This window comes from Thauera sp. 27 (genome assembly GCF_000310125.2).
In the GTDB taxonomy this organism is placed as follows: domain Bacteria; phylum Pseudomonadota; class Gammaproteobacteria; order Burkholderiales; family Rhodocyclaceae; genus Thauera; species Thauera mechernichensis.
This window is the reverse complement of the sequence record NZ_AMXB01000032.1, coordinates 1-16,049: the sequence shown is the minus strand read 5'-3', so window position 1 is coordinate 16,049 and position 16,049 is coordinate 1. Positions and strand designations below refer to the sequence as shown.

The 16,049-nt window shown below is 63.7% G+C and carries 25 protein-coding genes and 3 tRNA genes; 4 read left to right on the top strand and 24 right to left on the bottom strand.

Annotated features, from left to right (window positions below; translation table 11 throughout):
- The 23 genes from rpsE to B447_RS15960 form a co-directional block, all read right to left on the bottom strand.
- Positions 1-525, bottom strand: a complete 525-nt coding sequence (gene rpsE / locus B447_RS16070) for a 30S ribosomal protein S5 (protein ID WP_002931609.1) — start codon at positions 523-525, stop codon at positions 1-3.
- A gap of 12 nt (positions 526-537) precedes the next feature.
- The gene (gene rplR / locus B447_RS16065; protein ID WP_002931606.1) at positions 538-891 is read right to left on the bottom strand and encodes a 50S ribosomal protein L18; all 354 of its coding nucleotides are present in this window, start codon (positions 889-891) and stop codon (positions 538-540) included.
- Positions 892-902: 11 nt separating this feature from the next.
- A complete protein-coding gene (gene rplF / locus B447_RS16060; protein WP_002942741.1) occupies positions 903-1,436 on the bottom strand; it encodes a 50S ribosomal protein L6 in 534 nt (177 codons plus the stop codon).
- A gap of 10 nt (positions 1,437-1,446) precedes the next feature.
- Entirely contained in the window at positions 1,447-1,842 is a 396-nt protein-coding gene (gene rpsH, locus B447_RS16055) for a 30S ribosomal protein S8 (protein WP_002942737.1), read from the bottom strand.
- Between the two features lie 13 nt (positions 1,843-1,855).
- Positions 1,856-2,161, bottom strand: coding sequence for a 30S ribosomal protein S14 (gene rpsN, locus B447_RS16050; RefSeq protein WP_002931601.1), 306 nt, complete (start codon positions 2,159-2,161; stop codon positions 1,856-1,858).
- 7 nt (positions 2,162-2,168) lie between these two features.
- Positions 2,169-2,708 (bottom strand): 50S ribosomal protein L5, encoded by a 540-nt coding sequence (rplE, locus tag B447_RS16045; protein WP_002931598.1) that lies wholly within the window; start codon positions 2,706-2,708, stop codon positions 2,169-2,171.
- A gap of 9 nt (positions 2,709-2,717) precedes the next feature.
- Positions 2,718-3,035 (bottom strand): 50S ribosomal protein L24, encoded by a 318-nt coding sequence (gene rplX, locus B447_RS16040; protein ID WP_002931597.1) that lies wholly within the window; start codon positions 3,033-3,035, stop codon positions 2,718-2,720.
- 11 nt (positions 3,036-3,046) lie between these two features.
- Positions 3,047-3,415, bottom strand: a complete 369-nt coding sequence (gene rplN / locus B447_RS16035; RefSeq protein WP_002931596.1) for a 50S ribosomal protein L14 — start codon at positions 3,413-3,415, stop codon at positions 3,047-3,049.
- Positions 3,416-3,568: 153 nt separating this feature from the next.
- Positions 3,569-3,838 (bottom strand): 30S ribosomal protein S17, encoded by a 270-nt coding sequence (gene rpsQ / locus B447_RS16030; RefSeq protein ID WP_002931595.1) that lies wholly within the window; start codon positions 3,836-3,838, stop codon positions 3,569-3,571.
- Positions 3,835-4,029: a 50S ribosomal protein L29 gene (gene rpmC / locus B447_RS16025; protein ID WP_002931593.1), complete on the bottom strand. Its 195-nt coding sequence runs from the start codon at positions 4,027-4,029 to the stop codon at positions 3,835-3,837. The genes rpsQ and rpmC overlap by 4 nt, the downstream gene beginning before the upstream one ends.
- Positions 4,030-4,031: 2 nt before the next feature.
- Positions 4,032-4,448, bottom strand: a complete 417-nt coding sequence (gene rplP, locus B447_RS16020) for a 50S ribosomal protein L16 (RefSeq protein WP_002931592.1) — start codon at positions 4,446-4,448, stop codon at positions 4,032-4,034.
- Positions 4,448-5,215: a 30S ribosomal protein S3 gene (gene rpsC, locus B447_RS16015; protein WP_002931590.1), complete on the bottom strand. Its 768-nt coding sequence runs from the start codon at positions 5,213-5,215 to the stop codon at positions 4,448-4,450. The genes rplP and rpsC overlap by 1 nt, the downstream gene beginning before the upstream one ends.
- Positions 5,216-5,224: 9 nt before the next feature.
- Positions 5,225-5,554 carry a 50S ribosomal protein L22 gene (gene rplV, locus B447_RS16010; RefSeq protein ID WP_002931589.1) on the bottom strand — a complete coding sequence of 110 codons (330 nt, stop codon included), beginning with the start codon at positions 5,552-5,554 and terminating at the stop codon, positions 5,225-5,227.
- A gap of 9 nt (positions 5,555-5,563) precedes the next feature.
- Positions 5,564-5,839, bottom strand: a complete 276-nt coding sequence (rpsS, locus tag B447_RS16005) for a 30S ribosomal protein S19 (RefSeq protein WP_002931587.1) — start codon at positions 5,837-5,839, stop codon at positions 5,564-5,566.
- Between the two features lie 10 nt (positions 5,840-5,849).
- Entirely contained in the window at positions 5,850-6,677 is an 828-nt protein-coding gene (rplB, locus tag B447_RS16000; RefSeq protein ID WP_002931586.1) for a 50S ribosomal protein L2, read from the bottom strand.
- Between the two features lie 6 nt (positions 6,678-6,683).
- Positions 6,684-6,989 (bottom strand): 50S ribosomal protein L23, encoded by a 306-nt coding sequence (gene rplW / locus B447_RS15995; protein ID WP_002931584.1) that lies wholly within the window; start codon positions 6,987-6,989, stop codon positions 6,684-6,686.
- Entirely contained in the window at positions 6,986-7,606 is a 621-nt protein-coding gene (gene rplD / locus B447_RS15990; RefSeq protein ID WP_002942733.1) for a 50S ribosomal protein L4, read from the bottom strand. Before rplD ends, rplW begins: the two co-directional genes overlap by 4 nt.
- Positions 7,607-7,616: 10 nt before the next feature.
- Positions 7,617-8,255 carry a 50S ribosomal protein L3 gene (gene rplC, locus B447_RS15985; RefSeq protein ID WP_002942731.1) on the bottom strand — a complete coding sequence of 213 codons (639 nt, stop codon included), beginning with the start codon at positions 8,253-8,255 and terminating at the stop codon, positions 7,617-7,619.
- A gap of 111 nt (positions 8,256-8,366) precedes the next feature.
- The gene (gene rpsJ, locus B447_RS15980) at positions 8,367-8,678 is read right to left on the bottom strand and encodes a 30S ribosomal protein S10 (protein WP_002931577.1); all 312 of its coding nucleotides are present in this window, start codon (positions 8,676-8,678) and stop codon (positions 8,367-8,369) included.
- 77 nt (positions 8,679-8,755) lie between these two features.
- Positions 8,756-9,946, bottom strand: coding sequence for an elongation factor Tu (tuf, locus tag B447_RS15975; RefSeq protein ID WP_002931549.1), 1,191 nt, complete (start codon positions 9,944-9,946; stop codon positions 8,756-8,758).
- A gap of 85 nt (positions 9,947-10,031) precedes the next feature.
- A tRNA-Thr gene (locus B447_RS15970) sits at positions 10,032-10,106 on the bottom strand.
- A gap of 27 nt (positions 10,107-10,133) precedes the next feature.
- A tRNA-Gly gene (locus B447_RS15965) sits at positions 10,134-10,207 on the bottom strand.
- A gap of 88 nt (positions 10,208-10,295) precedes the next feature.
- Positions 10,296-10,380: transfer RNA gene (locus tag B447_RS15960), tRNA-Tyr, on the bottom strand.
- A 180-nt stretch (positions 10,381-10,560) separates the two neighbouring features.
- Here B447_RS15960 and B447_RS15955 point away from each other — a divergent pair.
- Both B447_RS15955 and B447_RS15950 read left to right on the top strand, forming a co-directional pair.
- Positions 10,561-11,295 carry a class I SAM-dependent methyltransferase gene (locus B447_RS15955; protein WP_002942730.1) on the top strand — a complete coding sequence of 245 codons (735 nt, stop codon included), beginning with the start codon at positions 10,561-10,563 and terminating at the stop codon, positions 11,293-11,295.
- A gap of 109 nt (positions 11,296-11,404) precedes the next feature.
- On the top strand, positions 11,405-12,112 hold the full coding sequence (locus tag B447_RS15950) for a hypothetical protein (protein ID WP_002931545.1): 708 nt from the start codon (positions 11,405-11,407) through the stop codon (positions 12,110-12,112).
- Positions 12,113-12,124: 12 nt separating this feature from the next.
- Here B447_RS15950 and B447_RS15945 read toward each other — a convergent pair whose 3' ends face one another.
- Positions 12,125-12,757, bottom strand: coding sequence for a response regulator transcription factor (locus B447_RS15945; protein WP_002931542.1), 633 nt, complete (start codon positions 12,755-12,757; stop codon positions 12,125-12,127).
- Positions 12,758-12,976: 219 nt separating this feature from the next.
- Here B447_RS15945 and B447_RS15940 point away from each other — a divergent pair, with 219 nt between their 5' ends.
- Positions 12,977-13,969, top strand: a complete 993-nt coding sequence (locus tag B447_RS15940) for an ABC transporter substrate-binding protein (RefSeq protein WP_002942729.1) — start codon at positions 12,977-12,979, stop codon at positions 13,967-13,969.
- A complete protein-coding gene (locus B447_RS15935) occupies positions 13,969-15,945 on the top strand; it encodes a hybrid sensor histidine kinase/response regulator (RefSeq protein ID WP_002942728.1) in 1,977 nt (658 codons plus the stop codon). Before B447_RS15940 ends, B447_RS15935 begins: the two co-directional genes overlap by 1 nt.
- Positions 15,946-16,049 lie beyond the last annotated feature (104 nt).

Here is a 16,049-nt window from a genome sequence, read left to right as displayed (position 1 = left end):
TTACCCCAGAATTTCTTCGACGGACTTGCCGCGCTTGGCAGCAATCTCCGCCGGGGTGTTGATCGCCATCAGGCCGTTGATCGTGGCACGAACGACGTTGTAGGGATTGGCAGAACCGATGCACTTGCAGATCACATCGGTAACACCCATCACTTCGAACACTGCGCGCATCGGGCCACCGGCGATGATGCCGGTACCGGCCGGAGCCGGCTGCATCAGCACCGAGGCGGCGCCATGCTTGCCGACAACAGTGTGCTGCAGGGTGCCGTTCTTGAGCGAGACCTTGCGCATCTTGCGACGCGCTTCGTCCATCGCCTTCTGAACTGCCACCGGCACTTCGCGCGACTTGCCCTTGCCCATGCCGATCGCACCGTCACCGTCGCCGACCACGGTCAGCGCGGCGAAGCCGAGGATCCGGCCGCCCTTGACGACCTTGGTCACGCGATTGATCGCGACCATTTTCTCCTTCAGGCCGTCATCGCGCTCGTCGGAGGCTTGCGCACGTTTGGTTTGCTGCTTAGCCATTCGAATCCTCGCTTAGAACTTGAGGCCGCCTTCGCGGGCAGCCTCGGCCAGCGCCTTGACGCGGCCGTGATACAGGAAGCCCGAGCGGTCAAACGAGACCTGCTCGATGCCGGCAGCCTTGGCGCGCTCGGCAATCAGCTTGCCGACGAGCTCGGCGGCAGCCTTGTTGCCGCCGTTCGCGACCTGGGCGCGCACATCGGCTTCGACTGTCGAGGCGGCCGCAATCACGCGGGAGCCGGAACCGTCGATGACCTGGGCGTACATGTGGCAGTTGGACCGGAACACCGTCAGGCGAACCGCCTTGAGCTCCGCAATCTTGGCGCGAGTTTTGCGCGCACGGCGAAGACGAGTTTCTTTCTTGTTCATGACGAACCGCCTTACTTCTTCTTGGTTTCCTTGAGCACCACCACCTCGTCCGAGTAACGGACGCCCTTGCCCTTGTAGGGCTCGGGGGAGCGGTAGGCACGCACCTCGGCAGCGACCTGGCCGACTTTCTGCTTGTCGATACCCTTGATCACGATTTCCGTCTGGGTCGGGGTCTCGACCTTCACGCCTTCCGGCATCTGATGCACGACCGGATGCGAGAAGCCGAGCGACAGGTTGAGCTTGTCGCCCTGAGCCTGAGCGCGATAGCCGACGCCAACCAGGTTGAGCTTGCGCTCGAAACCCTTGCTGACACCGCTCACCATGTTATTGATGAGCGCACGGGTCGTACCCGAAAGCGCACGGGCGTTGGCCACACCGTCGCGCGCCTTGCACACGACTGCATCACCTTCGCGCTCGACCGAGACGGCGCTGGTCAGCGCCTGACGCAGCGTACCGAGCGGCCCCTTGACGGCGATCTCACCAGCGGAGATCGTCACTTCGACACCCTGAGGAATCGCCACCGGATTCTTGGCTACACGAGACATCGCTTCCTCCTTATGCCACCAGGCAGATGACTTCGCCGCCAACGCGGTTTGCACGCGCCGAACGGTCGGTCATCACACCACGCGGGGTGGACACGATGGCCACGCCAAGGCCGTTCATAACGCGCGGCAGATCGTCGCTGCCCTTGTAGATGCGCAGGCCGGGACGGCTCACGCGCTCAAGGCGCTCGATGACCGGACGACCGGCGTAGTACTTCAGCGTAACGTCAAGCGACGCCTTGCCGGCATCGTCGCGGACGGCGAAGCCGTCGATGTAACCTTCATCCTGCAACACCTTCGCGATCGCAATCTTCAGCTTCGACGAGGGCATCGACACCGATGCCTTCTGTGCCTGCTGGCCATTGCGGATGCGCGTCAGCATGTCGGCGATGGGATCGGACATACTCATCTTCGAATTCTCCTTACCAGCTCGCCTTGGTCATGCCAGGGACTTCGCCGCGGAAAGCGATCTCGCGCAGCTTGTTGCGGCACAGACCGAACTTGCGGAAAACACCACGCGGACGCCCGGTGAGCGCGCAACGATTACGCTGGCGAGTCGGATTGGCGTTGCGGGGCAGTTGCTGCAGGGCCAGGCGTGCAGCCATGCGTTCTTCTTCGGACAGGCTGCTGTCCTTGACCTTTGCGACCAGGGCGGCACGCTTGGCGGCGAACTTCTCCACCAGCTTGGCGCGCTTCACTTCGCGATTGATCAGAGCGAGTTTCGCCATATGACCCTCAATTCTTGAACGGGAACTTGAACGCAGCGAGGAGCGCGCGCGCCTCCCCGTCGGTCTTCGCCGTCGTCGTGATGCTGATGTTCATCCCGCGCAGCGCATCGATCTTGTCGTACTCGATTTCAGGGAAAATGATCTGCTCCTTGACACCGAGGTTGTAGTTGCCACGACCGTCAAAACCCTTCGCTGCGATACCGCGGAAGTCACGCACGCGCGGCAGCGCGATAGTGATCAGACGATCGAGAAACTCGAACATGCGCGGACCACGCAGGGTGACCATGCAACCGATCGGATAGCCGTCACGGATCTTGAAACCCGCAATCGACTTGCGAGCCTTGGTCGACACCGGCTTCTGACCGGCAATCTTGGTCATGTCGCCGAGCGCATTCTCGAGGATCTTCTTGTCACCCACCGCCTCACCGACACCCATGTTCAGGGTGATCTTGGTGATACGCGGGATCTCCATCACGGACTTGTAGCCGAACTGCTGCTTGAGCGCCGGCGCGACTTCGTCCTTGTAAACCTGTTGCAAGCGAGCCATCGTCACTCCTTAGGCGTTCACCAGCTCGCCGTTCGACTTGAAGAAACGAACCTTGCGGCCGTCTTCAAGCGTCTTGATCCCGACGCGATCACCCTTCTGGGTGGCGGGATTGAACAGCGCGACATTCGACACGTGGATCGGCATTTCCTTTTCGACAATGCCACCCACCTCACCCTTGAGCGGATTCGGGCGCACATGCTTCTTCACCCGATTCACACCCTCGACCACGACGCGCTCGTCATCGACGCGGCGCAGCACGGTACCGCGACGGCCGCGATCCTTGCCCGTCAGTACCAAAACTTCGTCACCCTTGCGGATCTTGTTCATCTAAGGACTCCTCAGAGCACTTCGGGCGCGAGCGAGACGATCTTCATGAAGCGCTCGGTACGCAGCTCACGAGTGACCGGCCCGAAGATACGGGTGCCGATCGGCTCCAGCTTGTTGTTCAGAAGCACGGCCGCGTTGCCATCGAACTTGATCAGCGAACCATCGGGACGACGGACGCCCTTGGCGGTACGCACGACAACCGCGTTATAGACATCGCCCTTCTTGGCGCGACCACGCGGCGCAGCATCCTTCACGGTGACCTTGATGATGTCGCCCACGCCAGCGTAGCGGCGCTTCGAACCACCCAGGACCTTGATGCACATCACCGAGCGCGCACCGGAGTTATCGGCGACGTCCAGCTTGGACTGCATTTGAATCATGAAAGTATCTCCAACTTATCCCGCATGTGCGGACAGTCTTGGAACCCGTCAGGGTAGGATGCCCCGAGCGAGCCCCGGAGCAAAGAGGCAAAAGTATAACAGCCTGGCGCTGTCGCGCCAAGCTGTTTTTCTGCACCTTGCTTGTTACTCAGTTCAGATGATGCGTGCCTTCTCGAGCACCTTGGCAACGCGCCAGGTCTTGGTGCGCGAGATCGGACGGCATTCCTCGATCTCGACCAGATCGCCTTCGGCGGCGATACCATCTTCCACGTGGGCATGGTACTTCGCCGAACGGGTGATGATCTTGCCGTACAGCGGGTGCTTCACCCGACGTTCGACGAGGACCGTCACGGTCTTCTGCATCTTGTCGCTAACCACACGCCCAACCAGCGCGCGGCGAACCTTCTCGACTTGTTCGCTCATTGCTGACCCGCCTTTTCGCGCAGGATGGTACGGACACGCGCGATGTCGCGACGCACCTTCCCGATCTGACTCGTGTTGCCAAGTTGCTGGGTGGCATGCTGCATGCGCAGCGAGAACTGTGCCTTCAGCAGCTCGAGCAATTCCTTGTTCAACTCTTCAGCGCTCTTGGCGCGGAGTTCATTGGCCTTCATGTTCAACCCCCAATCTGACGGGTCACGAACACGGTCTCGATCGGCAGCTTGGCGGCGGCAAGCCGGAAAGCTTCACGAGCGAGCTCTTCGGCCACGCCATCCATTTCATAGAGCACCTTGCCCGGCTGGATCTCGGCAACCCAGTACTCCGGGTTACCCTTGCCGTTACCCATCCGCACTTCGGCGGGCTTCTTGGAGATCGGCTTGTCCGGGAAAATGCGGATCCAGATGCGGCCACCGCGCTTGATGTGACGCGTCATGGCACGACGTGCCGACTCGATCTGGCGCGCCGTCAGACGACCGCGACCGACCGCCTTGAGCCCGTACTCGCCGAACGACACCTTGGCGCCACGCGTGGCGACGCCAGTGTTACGGCCTTTCTGCTCCTTCCGATACTTCCTTCTAGTCGGCTGCAGCATCATTCACTCCTGCTATCTTCTTGCCGGCCTTCGCCACGACGGGCGGGGCGGCGACCCGGACGCTCGCCGTCACGGGGAGCGCCACGACGGCCACGGCGGTTGTCGGCTTCGGGCTCTGCAGCCACGGGCTGTTCGTTACGGCCAAGCATCTCGCCCTTGAACACCCAGACCTTGATGCCAATGATGCCGTAGGTGGTCTTCGCTTCCGAAACACCGTAGTCGATGTTGGCGCGCAGCGTGTGCAGCGGCACACGACCTTCACGGTACCACTCGGTACGAGCGATTTCCGCACCATTCAGACGGCCCGAGCTCATGATCTTGATACCCTGGGCGCCGAGGCGCATGGCGTTCTGCATCGCACGCTTCATGGCGCGGCGGAACATGATGCGCTTCTCGAGCTGCTGAGCAATCGAGTCGGCCACGAGCTTGGCATCGAGTTCCGGCTTGCGCACTTCCTCGATGTTGACGTGAACCGGCACACCCATGATCTTCTGCAGATCACGCTTGAGCGCCTCGATATCCTCGCCCTTCTTGCCGATGACGACACCAGGACGGGCGCTGAACAGGGTGATGCGTGCATTCTTGGCCGGACGCTCGATCGTCACGCGACCAACCGAAGCGTGCGCGAGACGCTTCTTCAGGTAATCACGAACTTTCAAGTCCTCGTGCAGCATGCCCGAGAAGTCCTTGCTGTTGGCGAACCAGCGCGAGCCCCAGTCACGCGTTACGGCGAGACGGAAGCCAGTGGGATGGATTTTCTGACCCATGTTTACTCCTTACTCGCCAACGGTCAGGTAGACGTGGCAGGTGGGCTTCAGGATGCGGTTGCCGCGACCCTTCGCACGCGCGGTGAAGCGCTTGAGCGTCATGCCCTCTTCCACGTGAATGGTCTTGACCTTCAGCGCGTCGATATCGGCACCGTCGTTGTGCTCAGCGTTGGCAATTGCCGACTCGAGCACCTTGCGGATGATCTTCGCGCCCTTCTTGGGCGAGAAGGCGAGCGTGTCGAGCGCACGGCCGACGGGCATGCCGCGGACCAGGTCGGCAACCAGGCGGCCCTTCTGAGCCGACAGGCGAACGCCACGGAGAATTGCTTTGGTTTCCATGTCGTCCCCTTATCGCTTGGCCTTCTTGCTGGCAGCGTGACCCTTGAAGGTACGCGTCAGCGCGAATTCGCCCAGCTTGTGACCAACCATGTTCTCGGTCACGAACACCGGAATATGCTGCTTGCCGTTGTGCACCGCGATCGTCAGACCGATGAAGTCCGGCAGCACCGTGGAACGGCGCGACCAGGTCTTGATCGGGCGCTTGTCGTTGCTCGTCCGAGCCGCGTCGACCTTCTTGAGCAGGTGCGCGTCGATGAACGGGCCTTTCTTGATAGAACGTGCCATCTTTTACCCCTTAACGCTTGTGACGACGCTGCACGATCATGTTGTCGGTGCGCTTGTTCGAACGCGTCCGATAACCCTTGCTCGGCGTACCCCACGGGCTCACCGGCTCGCGCGCTTCGCCGGTACGGCCTTCGCCACCACCGTGCGGGTGATCCACCGGGTTCATCGCCACACCACGAACGGTCGGGCGGATACCGCGCCAGCGGTTCGCACCAGCCTTGCCGATCTTGCGCAGACCGTGCTCGCCGTTGCCGACCTCACCGATCGTCGCACGGCACTCGACGTGCACTCGACGAATTTCACCCGAGCGCAGACGAAGCTGCGCGTAGGTGCCTTCGCGGGCCAGCAACTGAACCGAGGTACCCGCCGCACGCGCAAGTTGTGCGCCCTTGCCAGGAACCATCTCGATGCAGTGAATGGTCGAACCCACAGGAATGTTGCGGATCGGCAGCGCATTACCGGGCTTGATCGGCGCCTCGGACCCGCTCACGAGCTGCTGACCAACCTCGACGCCACGCGGGGCGATGATGTAGCGACGCTCGCCATCGGCGTAGCACAGCAGCGCAATGTGCGCCGAGCGGTTCGGGTCGTACTCGATGCGCTCGACCTTCGCCGGGATACCATCCTTGTTGCGACGGAAATCGACCAGGCGATAGTGCTGCTTGTGACCGCCACCCTGGTGACGCACGGTGATGCGGCCGTTGTTGTTACGACCAGCATTCTTGCTCTGCTTCTCGACCAGCGCTGCGACCGGGCGACCCTTGTACAGGTCGGGGTTAACCACCTTGACCTGGGCACGACGGCCTGCTGACGTAGGCTTGAGTTTAACGATTGCCATGATCTATCACTCCCCCGCCGCGAAGTTGATTTCCTGACCGGGCTTCAGGCACACGAAGGCCTTCTTCCAGTCCTTGCGGCGACCCATGGTCTTGCCAAAGCGCTTGGCCTTGCCCTTCACGTTCAGGATCTGCACCGACTTCACCTCGACCTTGAAGAGCGACTCGACAGCCGCCTTCACTTCGGGCTTGGTTGCATCGGAAGCGACCTTGAACACCACCTGCTCGTTCTTGTCGGCGACAAAAGTCGCCTTCTCGGAGATCTGCGGGGCGAGCAGCACCTGCAGCAGACGTTCCTGACTGATCGCGCTCATTGCCACGCTTCCTCCATCTTCGCCAGCGCGCCCTTGGTGACCAGCACCTTCGGGAAACGCACGAGCGACACCGGATCCGCCTCGCTCACCTCGAGCACCAGCACCTGGTGGAGGTTGCGCGAAGAGAGGAACAGGTTCTCGTCCATTTCGTCGGTAATGACCAGGACGGAATCCAGGCCCATACCCTTGAGCTTCTGCGACAGCAGTCGCGTCTTCGGCGCCTCGACGCTGAAGCTCTCGACCACGGCAAGGCGATCCTCGCGCGCCAGCTGCGACAGGATCGCAGCAACGCCAGCGCGGTACATCTTGCGGTTGACCTTCTGAGTGAAGTTCTCGTCAGGCGAATTCGGGAAGATCTTGCCGCCCCCGCGCCACAGCGGGCTCGAGGCCATACCGGCACGCGCATTGCCCGTACCCTTCTGGCGGAAGGGCTTGCGGGTCGACTTGGCGATCTCCGAACGGCCCTTCTGCTTGCGGTTACCCGAGCGCGCATTCGCCAGATAGGCGGTGACGACCTGGTGCACCAGGGCTTCGTTGTAGTCACGACCGAACAGCACATCCGACGCCTCGAGCGTCGATGCTGCCTGGCCCTGCTCATTCAATAGCTTCAATTCCATTGCGCGCTCCTCAGGCCTTGACCGCCGGACGGACGACAACGTCGCCACCCTTGGCACCCGGCACCGCACCCTTCACGAGAAGGAGCTGGCGCTCGACATCAACACGGACGATCTCGAGACCCTGGGTGGTGCGCTGCACGTTGCCGTACTGACCAGCCATGCGCTTACCCGGGAAAACGCGACCCGGATCCTGAGCCATACCGATCGAACCCGGGGAGTTGTGCGAGATCGAGTTACCGTGCGACGCACGGTTCGACGAGAAGTTGTGACGCTTGATCGGACCAGAGAAACCCTTACCGATCGTCACGCCGGTCACATCGACCTTCTGCCCGACCTGGAAGAGATCCGCACCGATTGCATCACCGGCATTCATGCCACCAGCCTGCTCGGCCTCGACACGAAACTCCTTGATGCCGCGGCAGGGCTCGACGCCCGCCTTCGCGAGATGCCCCGCGACCGGCTTGGTGATGCGGCTCGCGCGACGCTTGCCGTATGCGACCTGGACCGCGGCGTAGCCATCGGTCTCAATCGTCTTGATCTGGGACACACGATTATCCGACACGTCAAGCACCGTAACCGGGATGGTACGACCATCCTCAGCAAAGATGCGAGTCATGCCGACCTTGCGTCCAACAAGGCCTAGACTCATTTTTTTCTCCTGAATCCCGGTTGCGATTGACCGGGGGTCAAATTATTGCGCCAAAAGGCACAAAGGCCGGATTATACCGGCCCGTTCCAAACTTCCGCAAGCGGATTACGCTTACTGGAGCTTGATCTCGACATCCACACCTGCGGGGAGGTCCAGCTTCATCAGCGCATCGACGGTCTTGTCGGTCGGATCGATGATGTCCATCAGGCGCTGGTGGGTACGAATTTCCATCTGGTCGCGCGATGCCTTGTTGACGTGCGGCGAGCGCAGCAGGTCAAAGCGCTCGATGCGGGTCGGCAGCGGAACCGGACCACGAACAACCGCACCGGTGCGCTTGGCGGTATCGACGATCTCGAGCGCCGACTGGTCAATCAGACGGTAATCGAAAGCCTTGAGGCGGATGCGGATCTTCTGGTTTTGCATGATGTTGTTCCTAAAGAGCTGAAAGAGCGAAAAGAGCAAGGGGAGAGGCTGCAGGCCCCTCCCCCGGATCGAGCAAATTACTCGATGATCTTGGCAACCACGCCGGCGCCGACGGTACGACCGCCTTCACGGATGGCGAAGCGCAGACCTTCTTCCATGGCGATCGGGGCGATCAGCTTGACGGTGATCGACACGTTGTCGCCCGGCATGACCATCTCGGTGCCCTCGGGCAGCTCGATCGAACCGGTCACGTCCGTGGTACGGAAGTAGAACTGCGGGCGGTAGTTGTTGAAGAACGGGGTGTGACGACCACCCTCTTCCTTCGACAGCACATACACTTCGCCCGTGAAGTGCGTGTGCGGCTTGATCGAACCCGGCTTGCACAGCACCTGGCCACGCTCGACGTCTTCACGCTTGGTGCCGCGCAGCAGCACGCCAACGTTGTCGCCGGCCTGACCCTGGTCGAGCAGCTTGCGGAACATTTCAACGCCGGTGCAGGTGGTCTTGACCGTGGCCTTGATGCCGACGATCTCGATTTCCTCGCCAACCTTGACGATGCCACGCTCGACACGACCGGTCACCACGGTGCCACGACCCGAGATCGAGAACACGTCTTCGATCGGCAGCAGGAAGGGCTTGTCGATGGCGCGCTCGGGCGTCGGGATGTACGAATCCAGCGCATCGGCCAGCGCCAGGATTGCCGGCTCGCCGATCGGCGACTGGTCGCCTTCGAGCGCCTTCAGCGCCGAACCCTTGACGATGGGAATGTCGTCGCCCGGGAAGTCGTACTTCGACAGCAGCTCGCGCACTTCCATCTCGACCAGCTCGAGCAGCTCTTCGTCGTCGACCATGTCGCACTTGTTCAGGAAGACGATGATGTACGGCACGCCAACCTGACGGGCCAGCAGGATGTGCTCGCGCGTCTGCGGCATCGGGCCGTCAGCGGCCGAGCACACCAGGATCGCGCCGTCCATCTGGGCAGCACCGGTAATCATGTTCTTGACGTAGTCGGCGTGGCCCGGGCAGTCAACGTGCGCGTAGTGGCGAGCAGCGGTTTCGTACTCGACGTGCGCGGTGTTGATGGTGATGCCGCGCGCCTTTTCTTCGGGCGCCGCGTCGATCTGGTCATAGGCCTTCGCCTCACCACCGAACTTCTTCGACAGAATCGTGGTGATCGCAGCGGTCAGCGTGGTCTTGCCGTGGTCAACGTGGCCAATCGTGCCAACGTTCACGTGCGGCTTCGTCCGCTCAAACTTACCCTTAGCCATATCGCTATCCTTAAAATCAGAACCAGAAAAACCAGTGCGGCAGCCAACAATATTGGCCGCCGCGCCAGGCCAGGCAGAAAATGAGTGGTGCCCTTGACGTGGATTGAACACGTGGCCTCTCCCTTACCAAGGGAGTGCTCTACCACTGAGCTACAAGGGCTCCGAAACAGTACAAACGCAGCACATCTGGAGCGGGTGAAGGGAATCGAACCCTCGTCATAAGCTTGGAAGGCTTCTGCTCTACCATTGAGCTACACCCGCACTTACCACGACGCAGCAAGCTGCAATCGATTCACTACAACCACTTGTGTTGATCAGGACAGAACTTCACCTGGCAACACGATGCATCTGGTGGAGGGAGAAGGATTCGAACCTTCGAAGGCTGAGCCGTCAGATTTACAGTCTGATCCCGTTGACCGCTTGGGTATCCCTCCGTCGGGAAGCCCCGCACTATAGTGCTCACCCCACGAAGTGTCAAACACTTTCTGAAATTTTTTTACCCCAGGCCAGCTCACCCGATCTCTGCGGGCTATGATCCGCGCTCTACCGCCCGCTACCGGGCGCTCACCCAGCCTGCGATCGTGCCCTTCCCCATCAGACACGCACCAGCCCTAATGGCCCTCGTCGCCCAGCTGGCCGGCTGCGCCGGTGCCTACGCCCTTGCCCGGACTGGACTGGTCACCGGCCTGTGGCCGCTGGTGCTGTCCCAGGCCGGCATCGCCGCGCTGGCCTCGGGCATGCTCGGCAGTGCGCGCTGGTGGCTGCTCATCCACCTGCTCTTCCTGCCGATGGCCGTCATGGCGCATCGACTCGCCCTCGATCCCGCCTGGTATCTCGCCGCATTCGTCGCACTGCTGCTGATCTACTGGACCAGCTTCCGGACGCAGGTGCCGCTCTATCTGAGCAATGCCGCCACCGCAGCGGCCGTGCTGCGCCTGCTGCCCGATGAACCTGCACGCGTGCTCGACATTGGCGCCGGCACCGGCACACTGCTGCGGCCGCTTGCGCGTACACGACCCGACTGCAGCTTCGTCGGCGTCGAGCTCGCACCAGCCCCCTGGCTGCTCGGCAGGGCGCTGTGTGCGGGCATCCCCAACGTCACGTTTGAACGCAGCGACCTCTTCGCACACTCATGGGCGCACTACGACGTCGTGTACGCCTTCCTGTCCCCTGTTCCGATGGCGGCGGTATGGCACAAGGCCTGCGCCGAGATGCGCCCGGGCAGCCTGCTGGTGAGCAACAGCTTCCCGGTGCCCGATTGCGAGGCGGACTTCGTCATCGACGTCGACGACCGGCGGCGCACGCGACTGCATGCCTACCGGATCAGCAGCCGCCCACATGCCTCTTAGGCGGAAATGGGGGTACTAAAGCACGCTTTTTCCGGGCTCGGGGGCTGACAGCCGGGCCGATAATCCTGCTCATCCCTTCGCGGGTACTCCGAGTTCAGGATGGACATTCATGGCTGAGATCATTTGCGTCATCGGCAACAAGGGCGGCACAGGCAAGACCACGCTTTCGCACATGCTGTGCCAGGGCCTCGGGCTGCTGGGCCAACGCGCCGCCTGCGTGCTTACAGACACATCGCGCGAACCCCTCGTACCCACCGGCCGCCGCTATGTGATCGCCGACGCACGCACACGCGACGCACTCACGAAGGTCGTCGACAAGCTACGCGGGCTCGAGGACTGGATCGGAGTCATCGACGGCGGCGGCAACCGCACGGAGATGGACCGCAAGCTCTACGCCCTGTCCGACATCGTGCTGCTGCCCTTCCGCGAATCGCACGAGGACATCCGCACCGTCGCGCGCGACCTCGAGATGTTTCCGCGCGCCTACGCGGTGCCCACGCAGTGGCCGCACAATGCCTGGCAACGCGAGGCTGCGGACCGCAGCGTGGCGCAGCTCATGGGCGCCTACAAGCATCGCATCCTGCGCCCGGTCAACGCGCTCTCTTCATCCAAGCTGCTGTTGCAGAAGCAGATCCCCGAGCAGTTGCCGACCCCGCTTGCCAATGCATGCCGCGCAATCGCGCGCCAGGTGCTCGAAGTCCTGGAAATCGACTTCGTTGACGACACCGGACTCTACGATCTCGAACAAGCATCCGAGCAACTGCCTGCTGCCGACATGCCGCTGCGCCTCGCGCACAGCGACCGCCGCTCGCACTGAACGCAGTCGACGCTAGAGGCGCGTTCCGCTGCGGGCGATCGCCACCAGCGCCTGCGCCCGATTGACCACCCCCAGAGCGCGGAAGATGGCTGTCATGTGCACCTTGACCGTCCCTTCGGACAGGCCCAGCGAGTCGGCGATCTCCCGGTTCGTCGACCCATTCGCGAGCAACTCGAGCACCCTCGCCTGAGCCGTGGTGAGGCCATATTGCTCTGCCAGCGGGCGGGCGCGCCTGGGCGTCGGCGCCGCCGGCGCGAACCGGGGCGGCGTGGGCACGCCGCCGTCCAGCACCTCGCGCACGGCTTGCAGCAGCGTGTCGCCGGAACTCGATTTCGACACGAAACCCGACGCCCCTGCCTTCATGGCGCGACGGACGGACGCCTCGTCATCCATCGCCGACACTACGATGGCCGGCATGTCCGGAAAGCGCTTGCCGAGGATCGCAAGCAGGGAGAACCCGCTCATTTCCGGCAGCATCAGGTCGACAACCGCCAGGTCCACACTGCCCTCCGCATCCAGGCACGCGAGCGCCTCGTCCGCACTGCCCGCCTCGATACAGCGCACACCGGCTCCAAGCCTGCCCAATCCCTGCACCATCGCTTCGCGCACCAGCGCATGGTCTTCCACAATCAGGATCGCAGTCACTTTCCACCCCACACCAAGCGTTACGCCGGCCACGGCCAAGGGCGCCGAGGATAGCACGCCGCATACCGGCAAACCCTATGCCGAACGCGAGAAACGGAGGACAATCGAAAGCTTGCCACCCTACCTGCACAGCCGTCGCCGCACCATGACAGTTTGCCTCAACGCCCCGTCCTGCCCGCGGCACGTGACACCTGCCGCGGGCTCCGAAGGCGGGCGACGATGACGCAAGGCGCAACTCCAGGCGGCGGCGCCATTGATTCCATTCGCATTGCCGGGCGCCCGCTGATGGCGAGCGTCGTCGTTGCCGCGCTTGTCGTGTGCAGCCTGCTGCTATCGGCGCCTGGCTTCGCCGCGGGGCGCATCCTCGTGATCTCGAGCGGCGACGAAGGCATCCACGCGGAAACGCTCGCCGCCCTGCGGCGCACGCTGACGGCTGGGCCTGCCGCCGTCGACATCGAGACCCGCCTCTCCACCGCCGACAGCCCCGCCGAAGCGCTCCCGCCAGCCGACCTGGTGATCACGATCGGCAGCCGCGCCGCGCAGACTGCGACCGCGCTCGACCCCCCCGCCCCGCTGCTTCACGTCCTGCTGTCCCAGCAGGCATTCGCAGCCTTGCCGGCACGCCCCAGCATGCTGCCGCGCACGGCCATCGTCCTCGACCAACCTGTCGAACGCCAGCTTGGCCTCGTCCGGCTCGCACTCCCCGACTACGATCGCATCGCCCTCATCGCCAGCCCCGACAGCGCACAACTCGCGAAGGCTATCGAACAAGGCGCCCAGGCGCACGCGCTCTCGGTATCCAGCGCCGTGATCGAGGACGACCGTGGTCTCTACACCGCATTGCGCACGACGATGGCCGAACCCGCCGTCCTCATCACCGTGCCGGACCCCCGCATCTATCACATGCACACTGCACACAACGTGCTGCTGACCGCCTTCAGACTGCGCTCGCCCGTACTCGGCTACTCGGCTGCCTTCGTGCGAGCGGGCGCGGTCATCGGCCTGTACACGACCCCGGACCAGGTCGGCACCGAAGCCGCCACCCTGGCCCTGCACACGCTTGCCGGTGCAGCGCTGCCACCGCCTGCCAGGCCTGGCCTGTACGAAGTCGAAGTCAACACTACCGTCGCACGCTCCCTGGGGCTCGACCTGCCAAGTGCCGAGGCCCTTCACCGCGGACTGAAAGCCATCGAAGCGGGCAATGTGCCATGATGAAGCGGATGCGCAACTGGGGCGTACGCGCCCGCGTCACCTTCGTCGCCCTGATGCCGACGATCGTGCTCGCCACCTTGATGACCGCCACCCACGTCAGCCTGCGGCTGGCGGACCTCGACGAAGCCCTGCTCGCCCGCGCGCAAGCCCACGCCCGCCAACTCGCGGCAGGAAGCGAGTACGCCGTCTTCTCGGGCGACCTGCAATCACTGCAACAGCTGGGCAACGCCCTGCTCACCGCCGATGACGTGCTCGGCGTCGCGATCCTGGCCGCGGACGGCAGGCTGTTGGCCACAGCGGGCAAACCGGCCACCGAATGGCCGCTGGCGCCGGCCGCGCCGGCCCCCTTGATCCATCACAATGGCGCTGGACGCTGGCTGCGCATCGTAGAACCGATCGCCTCGAGTGCGCTGCCCGCTACCGGTGGCATCACCAGCCTGGAGCTCGAACCGGGTAACGCCAGCAGCTGGCAACCACCCCCGATGGGCACGGTCGTGGTCGACCTCTCGCTCGAACGCCTGCAGAAGCGCCAGATCGAACTCCTGTGGATCGGTGCCGGCTGGCTCCTTGTCGTTGCCCTCGGCAGCCTGCTCCTCGTGCGCAGCATGAGCCGCAGCGTCACCGGGCCAATCCGCAGCGTGGCCGAGACGGTGCAGCGCATTGGCCAGGGCCGGCTGCACGAACGGGTACCCGTACAGGGCGGTGGCAGCCTGCGCAGGCTTGCAGAGGGCGTCAATGAGATGGCCGAACGGCTGGCCAACGTGCATGCATCCATGTCACAGCGCATCGATGACGCCACCGCACAATTGCGCGCACGCAAGGAAGAGGCCGAGCGCGCCAACCTCGCGAAGTCGCGTTTCCTCGCCGCCGCCAGCCACGACTTGCGCCAGCCATTGCATGCGCTGGGGCTGTTCCTCTCCGAACTCCAGCAGCAGGGCCTGGATCAACGCAGCCGGCGGATCACCGAGCGCATCTCGGCGTCGGCAGAGGCCATGGAAAGCCTGCTCGACAGCCTGCTCGACATTTCCCGCCTCGACGCCGGGGTGCTCAACCCCGCCCCCACGCACTTCGACCTCCATGCCTGCCTCGAACGCATCGCACACGGCTATTCGGCCGCAGCTCAGGCACGCGGCCTGCGACTGCGCCTGCACTGCCCGCCGTGCCGTGCCCACACCGACCCCCACCTGCTCGAGCGCATCGTCTCCAACCTGGTCAGCAATGCCATCCGCTACACCGAACAAGGCAGCGTACTGATCGCCTGCCGCCGACGCGGCACCCGCCTGCGCATCGAAATCCGCGACAGCGGACGAGGGATCGCAGCGGATGAGCAGCACATCATCTTTCAGGAGTTCGTCCAGCTCGACAACCCGGAACGCGCGCGCGACAAGGGCCTCGGCCTCGGCCTGGCGATCGTACGCCGGCTGACCGACCTGCTCGGGCTCGTGGTCGAATTGCGCTCCGCCCCCGGCCGCGGATCGGTATTCGCCATCGAGGTCCCTGCGGGCACCGCAGCGGAAGCCATCCGGGCGCATGACGACGCCCGCGCACTCGGCCGCCTCGACGGCCTTGTCGTGCTGCTCGTGAGTGAGGACGTCCCCGCCGAGCGCACCCTGACCGATCTGCTGACGCACTGGGGCTGCGACATGATCACCGCACGCCGCGCGGACGACGCATACGCCCTCATCAACGACGGCGTCGGGCCCAACCTGCTTCTGGTCGACCTCGATGGCGCCGCCAACGGCCTCCAACTGGTCTCCGACATCCGCACCCGCCCCGGCCTCGAGGCGCTCCCAGCCGTGCTGTTGGGCACGGCAGCCCCCGCCGAGACCCTCGCCCGCATCCAGGCCGAAGGCGCGCAGTTCCTGCACAAGCCGGTACGCCCGGCGCGCCTGCGAGCCCTCATGAACAGGCTGCTGTCGACGGCCGAGCCCCCGGGCCAGACACCACCGCACACCGACCCCGCGCCACCGGCCTGAAGGCCACGACCTCGGCCATGTCGCCTTCAGCCCCTCGCGGCTTGCGCCGCTCCTACAGGGTGATCGGCCGCGGCGGGGTGCCGTAGGAGCGGCGCAAGCCGCGA

Bases quoted from the DNA above. Each gene is read 5' to 3' on its own strand.
- rpsE (WP_002931609.1), bottom strand. From the start codon at position 525: ATGGCTAAGCAGCAAACCAAACGTGCGCAAGCCTCCGACGAGCGCGAT.
- rplR (WP_002931606.1), bottom strand. From the start codon at position 891: ATGAACAAGAAAGAAACTCGTCTTCGCCGTGCGCGCAAAACTCGCGCC.
- rplF (WP_002942741.1), bottom strand. From the start codon at position 1,436: ATGTCTCGTGTAGCCAAGAATCCGGTGGCGATTCCTCAGGGTGTCGAA.
- rpsH (WP_002942737.1), bottom strand. From the start codon at position 1,842: ATGAGTATGTCCGATCCCATCGCCGACATGCTGACGCGCATCCGCAAT.
- rpsN (WP_002931601.1), bottom strand. From the start codon at position 2,161: ATGGCGAAACTCGCTCTGATCAATCGCGAAGTGAAGCGCGCCAAGCTG.
- rplE (WP_002931598.1), bottom strand. From the start codon at position 2,708: ATGGCTCGCTTGCAACAGGTTTACAAGGACGAAGTCGCGCCGGCGCTC.
- rplX (WP_002931597.1), bottom strand. From the start codon at position 3,035: ATGAACAAGATCCGCAAGGGTGACGAAGTTTTGGTACTGACGGGCAAG.
- rplN (WP_002931596.1), bottom strand. From the start codon at position 3,415: ATGATTCAAATGCAGTCCAAGCTGGACGTCGCCGATAACTCCGGTGCG.
- rpsQ (WP_002931595.1), bottom strand. From the start codon at position 3,838: ATGAGCGAACAAGTCGAGAAGGTTCGCCGCGCGCTGGTTGGGCGTGTG.
- rpmC (WP_002931593.1), bottom strand. From the start codon at position 4,029: ATGAAGGCCAATGAACTCCGCGCCAAGAGCGCTGAAGAGTTGAACAAG.
- rplP (WP_002931592.1), bottom strand. From the start codon at position 4,448: ATGCTGCAGCCGACTAGAAGGAAGTATCGGAAGGAGCAGAAAGGCCGT.
- rpsC (WP_002931590.1), bottom strand. From the start codon at position 5,215: ATGGGTCAGAAAATCCATCCCACTGGCTTCCGTCTCGCCGTAACGCGT.
- rplV (WP_002931589.1), bottom strand. From the start codon at position 5,554: ATGGAAACCAAAGCAATTCTCCGTGGCGTTCGCCTGTCGGCTCAGAAG.
- rpsS (WP_002931587.1), bottom strand. From the start codon at position 5,839: ATGGCACGTTCTATCAAGAAAGGCCCGTTCATCGACGCGCACCTGCTC.
- rplB (WP_002931586.1), bottom strand. From the start codon at position 6,677: ATGGCAATCGTTAAACTCAAGCCTACGTCAGCAGGCCGTCGTGCCCAG.
- rplW (WP_002931584.1), bottom strand. From the start codon at position 6,989: ATGAGCGCGATCAGTCAGGAACGTCTGCTGCAGGTGCTGCTCGCCCCG.
- rplD (WP_002942733.1), bottom strand. From the start codon at position 7,606: ATGGAATTGAAGCTATTGAATGAGCAGGGCCAGGCAGCATCGACGCTC.
- rplC (WP_002942731.1), bottom strand. From the start codon at position 8,255: ATGAGTCTAGGCCTTGTTGGACGCAAGGTCGGCATGACTCGCATCTTT.
- rpsJ (WP_002931577.1), bottom strand. From the start codon at position 8,678: ATGCAAAACCAGAAGATCCGCATCCGCCTCAAGGCTTTCGATTACCGT.
- tuf (WP_002931549.1), bottom strand. From the start codon at position 9,946: ATGGCTAAGGGTAAGTTTGAGCGGACGAAGCCGCACGTGAACGTTGGC.
- B447_RS15955 (WP_002942730.1), top strand. From the start codon at position 10,561: ATGGCCCTCGTCGCCCAGCTGGCCGGCTGCGCCGGTGCCTACGCCCTT.
- B447_RS15950 (WP_002931545.1), top strand. From the start codon at position 11,405: ATGGCTGAGATCATTTGCGTCATCGGCAACAAGGGCGGCACAGGCAAG.
- B447_RS15940 (WP_002942729.1), top strand. From the start codon at position 12,977: ATGACGCAAGGCGCAACTCCAGGCGGCGGCGCCATTGATTCCATTCGC.
- B447_RS15935 (WP_002942728.1), top strand. From the start codon at position 13,969: ATGAAGCGGATGCGCAACTGGGGCGTACGCGCCCGCGTCACCTTCGTC.